Origin of the sequence: Oligella sp. HMSC09E12 (genome assembly GCF_001808505.1) — a bacterium.
GTDB lineage: Bacteria > Pseudomonadota > Gammaproteobacteria > Burkholderiales > Burkholderiaceae_B > Oligella > Oligella urethralis.
Window position 1 is genome coordinate 1 of the sequence record NZ_KV793597.1, and the last position, 3,047, is coordinate 3,047.

Consider the following 3,047-nt stretch of genomic DNA (forward strand, 5'->3'; position numbering starts at 1 on the left):
AACCGATTCATGAGAAGTATTTAAGTGATTATGAAGTTTTTAGAAATGCTTCTAAAAACTTAACATCTGAGTATATTTATGGTTTTATTCCTAACATCTTAAATGAGAAACAATGGCAAACAGAAGGGATCGATTTGTTAGATTACGAATCAAGGGTAAGTTATGGTTGTAAATTATTAGGCTACTCTGAGAAGCAAGGGTGCAAGCCATGAGAAGGTCTTACTGGCAATACCTCTTATGTTTAAGTGCATCACTTTTTTTGATTGGTACAATCTACGGATTATTAGCCTCGATTTTTATGGTTCATGAGTCTGGCGATTGGAAAAAATTTTTTTTGTTAGATACTTTGGGAGGAGTTTTCGGCGTTGCTATTGTGATCTTTCTTTATTTGTTACCTGCCTTGCTATTAGCTTCCATAATAAGGTGGGCGTTACAGAAGTATAAAGTAATAGCGTTTTGTTGCAATCTTCTGTTGTTTCATATGTATATTTATGTAGTGTATGTAAGGCCGATACAAAATCTTACTGAAAGAGTTTTTGATATCCCAAAAGATATTAGAGAGTTTGATGGTTTGTTTTTATGGGTATTTTTTCATACTTTTGTCTTGTTAGTAATTAGTGAGTTTTTTATATTTAAAAGAGATAAAAAAATGCAGATTAATCGTTAGTTGTTTAATATTGATAGCCTTAAAGACCTCTACAATAACCAACAAGATCCGATGACTTGGGATGTTAAACAGCTAAAGAACGAGCAGGCGCTCTTGCAACGGCCACTCTCAGCCCCAGCGTTGCCAAAGAGATAGGGCAATACTTTAAATCAAGCGACAGGGAAGGCGGCACTGAGCATCTAATCGCGCACGGACTACTCGCTGCAGCGGTAGCGGCCACGGGGGGTAATAATGCCCTCACAGCCGCAGGTGCTGCGATGAGTGCGGAAGCTGCAGCCCCAGTGCTCGCCCACTACCTCTACGGTAAAGCAGCCACTGAGCTTAACGCCGATGAAAAAGCCACCATCTCCAGCATCACGAGTTTAGTGGGTGCGGGTGTGGGTGCTACCACTGGCACGGACTCGAGTATTGCGCAAGGAGCACAGTCGGCGGGGACGGCGGTGGATAATAACTGGATGTCGGATTACCGAGGTATATTTGGTGTTAATCAGTGGGGACCTGGAGCAGTTTCCTTAGTAGATGCTAAATTAAAAGAAGATGATGTTACGCTAGAGGAAATAGAAAGTGCATTAAAGGATTATATGACAGGTGCTGGTTATGAAAGTGGTGTATCCGATGGGATAGTTGTCTGGATGGTTGCACCTTCCGCAGCGTTTGGAGCAGGAGCAATAACAATGATTCCTTCATTAGGTACTGGGCTGAAAGTTTATAGCTTAGCAGCCTTAAAATCTGTTTCCTCTGGTGCAAGAGACTCTGTGGTATTAAATGAAGATTACAAGGTATCTAATCTTGCTTATGATTTGTCTATTGGTATAGTAATAGACAGAACTGCTACAAAGCTCATAGATGCTTCCGGAGCAAAAAAATTAAGTCGTGACTATTTAACTCTTAAAGAAAAAATTACGAATCATTTTTTAGGCGATGGAGTTAGTAGTGCCATTTCTAATAAGTTAGGTTCGAAAGATGCAACTCTTGTTCCAAAAACAAATTGGCCAAGCCTTTTTTGGAGCAATGATGATTAAGTTTCGAGAAAAAAGACCTGAGGGGTGGTCTATTGGAATCTCAGGTACAAGCAATGTTTGTGTTAGATTAAATAGTCTCTTAATATTAGGGCTTGCTAAGCTACTAAAAGTCCGTCAAACCGAATCATTGGCCTACGGTAGTTATATTTTAACTTTCTTATTAATTTTTATTGAGATATACATAATTAATTCTATAGCTTCAGGGACATTTGTTTTCTTTTATAAGAGAGTTTTTGTTTTGTTTCTTCTGACTGTAGTGACTTTTTATTTTGGAAGGGCTTCTCTTCCTTATTGGAGTGAGACAGAAGATGATGATGAAGATTAAAGTTTTTACGGTAGTAGTTTAAGCTTTAAGAAGTTCATTGCCAATACAATAAATATACCGATAAAGCCTATGATATAAAAGTGAAGTCACCACAAGCTTTGGTGCTACAACCAGGGGCTTCAATCAATAACAGTATTAGTAAGGGAAAATAAATGAAGATTAAATATAAAGATCAGTATGGCACTGAGATTTTAGATGTTTTTGGTATTTATTGGGGAGTACGAGAAGGAGGTACCAAGAAGGGGGAAGCTTTTACCTATTTTTATGCATTATATGGAACAACAGAAGTAAGTTTTATGGTTTATGACTCAAAAGAGGTTGAGGTGATTGATCCAAGACTAGAGGGTGAGTGGGTTTACGATGGAGGCGTAAGCATCAATGGGATGTTCTATGCGCCGTTAATTCAGGAGCAACTGCTTGATGATGTCATCGATAGAGACCCTGAGGCAATCAAGAAGTTTCTTCAGTTTGCTATAAAGGATGGTTTATTAGACGCAGAGCTTTATAAGGATGCGCTTTGATTTAAATGTGACATTTACCATACGTAGGTGAGTGTGGCAGGTGCGTAGGTCATAACCACTTTAGCACGGGTACCTTAAGCGCAAGTGATGTTACTAACCATGCGGAGTTTAAGGGCAGCAGTGTAGGTCTTGGTGTGAGTGGTGGCGTTAATAGCAGCGGATCGGGTGACGGACTCTTTGACCAACGCCAAAGCACGTCGGATAAAAGCGGTCTTGCGTCCACTGAAGCCAGTGGCAGTGTGGGCTATGGGCAGGTGAGTGATAGCCAAGGTAGTACGACCTACAGTGGCATTAACACGAAGAACATCCTGATCACGGACGCTGCCAAGCAGACTCTTCTCACGGGGCTTAGTGCCGAGGCGATGGCCGATCGTGTCTTGACCGCGACGATGACCGAGAATGCTGAGGCTTTAAGTGGTGCGCTAGAAAATCGCTTTGATGCGGCGGCTTTACAAAAAGAGCTCGATACCCAACGTGCGGTGTCACAAGCCTTTAGCCAAAACGTGCAAAGC

General features: G+C 41.0%; 5 protein-coding genes and 1 pseudogene. All 6 read left to right on the forward strand.

Going from position 1 to position 3,047, the window contains the following annotated elements; all coding sequences use genetic code 11:
• Window positions 1-212, forward strand: a 212-nt coding sequence (locus HMPREF3179_RS12405) for a hypothetical protein (RefSeq protein WP_210394316.1), incomplete at its 5' end; no start/stop codon positions are given.
• A complete protein-coding gene (locus HMPREF3179_RS08480) occupies window positions 209-667 on the forward strand; it encodes a hypothetical protein (RefSeq protein ID WP_018574019.1) in 459 nt (152 codons plus the stop codon). The genes HMPREF3179_RS12405 and HMPREF3179_RS08480, both read left to right, overlap by 4 nt.
• A gap of 257 nt (window positions 668-924) precedes the next feature.
• Window positions 925-1,689, forward strand: a complete 765-nt coding sequence (locus HMPREF3179_RS08485) for a VENN motif pre-toxin domain-containing protein (RefSeq protein WP_018574017.1) — start codon at window positions 925-927, stop codon at window positions 1,687-1,689.
• Window positions 1,679-2,014 carry a hypothetical protein gene (locus tag HMPREF3179_RS08490; RefSeq protein WP_232244280.1) on the forward strand — a complete coding sequence of 112 codons (336 nt, stop codon included), beginning with the start codon at window positions 1,679-1,681 and terminating at the stop codon, window positions 2,012-2,014. Before HMPREF3179_RS08485 ends, HMPREF3179_RS08490 begins: the two co-directional genes overlap by 11 nt.
• Before the next feature lie 152 nt (window positions 2,015-2,166).
• Window positions 2,167-2,535 carry a hypothetical protein gene (locus HMPREF3179_RS08495; RefSeq protein ID WP_018574015.1) on the forward strand — a complete coding sequence of 123 codons (369 nt, stop codon included), beginning with the start codon at window positions 2,167-2,169 and terminating at the stop codon, window positions 2,533-2,535.
• 134 nt (window positions 2,536-2,669) lie between these two features.
• Window positions 2,670-3,047: pseudogene (locus tag HMPREF3179_RS08500) on the forward strand (hypothetical protein); the annotation flags it as partial.

Coding starts and splice junctions, on each gene's coding strand:
- HMPREF3179_RS08485 (WP_018574017.1), top strand. CDS start 925: ATGAGTGCGGAAGCTGCAGCCCCAGTGCTCGCCCACTACCTCTACGGT.
- HMPREF3179_RS08495 (WP_018574015.1), top strand. CDS start 2,167: ATGAAGATTAAATATAAAGATCAGTATGGCACTGAGATTTTAGATGTT.
- HMPREF3179_RS08490 (WP_232244280.1), top strand. CDS start 1,679: ATGATGATTAAGTTTCGAGAAAAAAGACCTGAGGGGTGGTCTATTGGA.
- HMPREF3179_RS08480 (WP_018574019.1), top strand. CDS start 209: ATGAGAAGGTCTTACTGGCAATACCTCTTATGTTTAAGTGCATCACTT.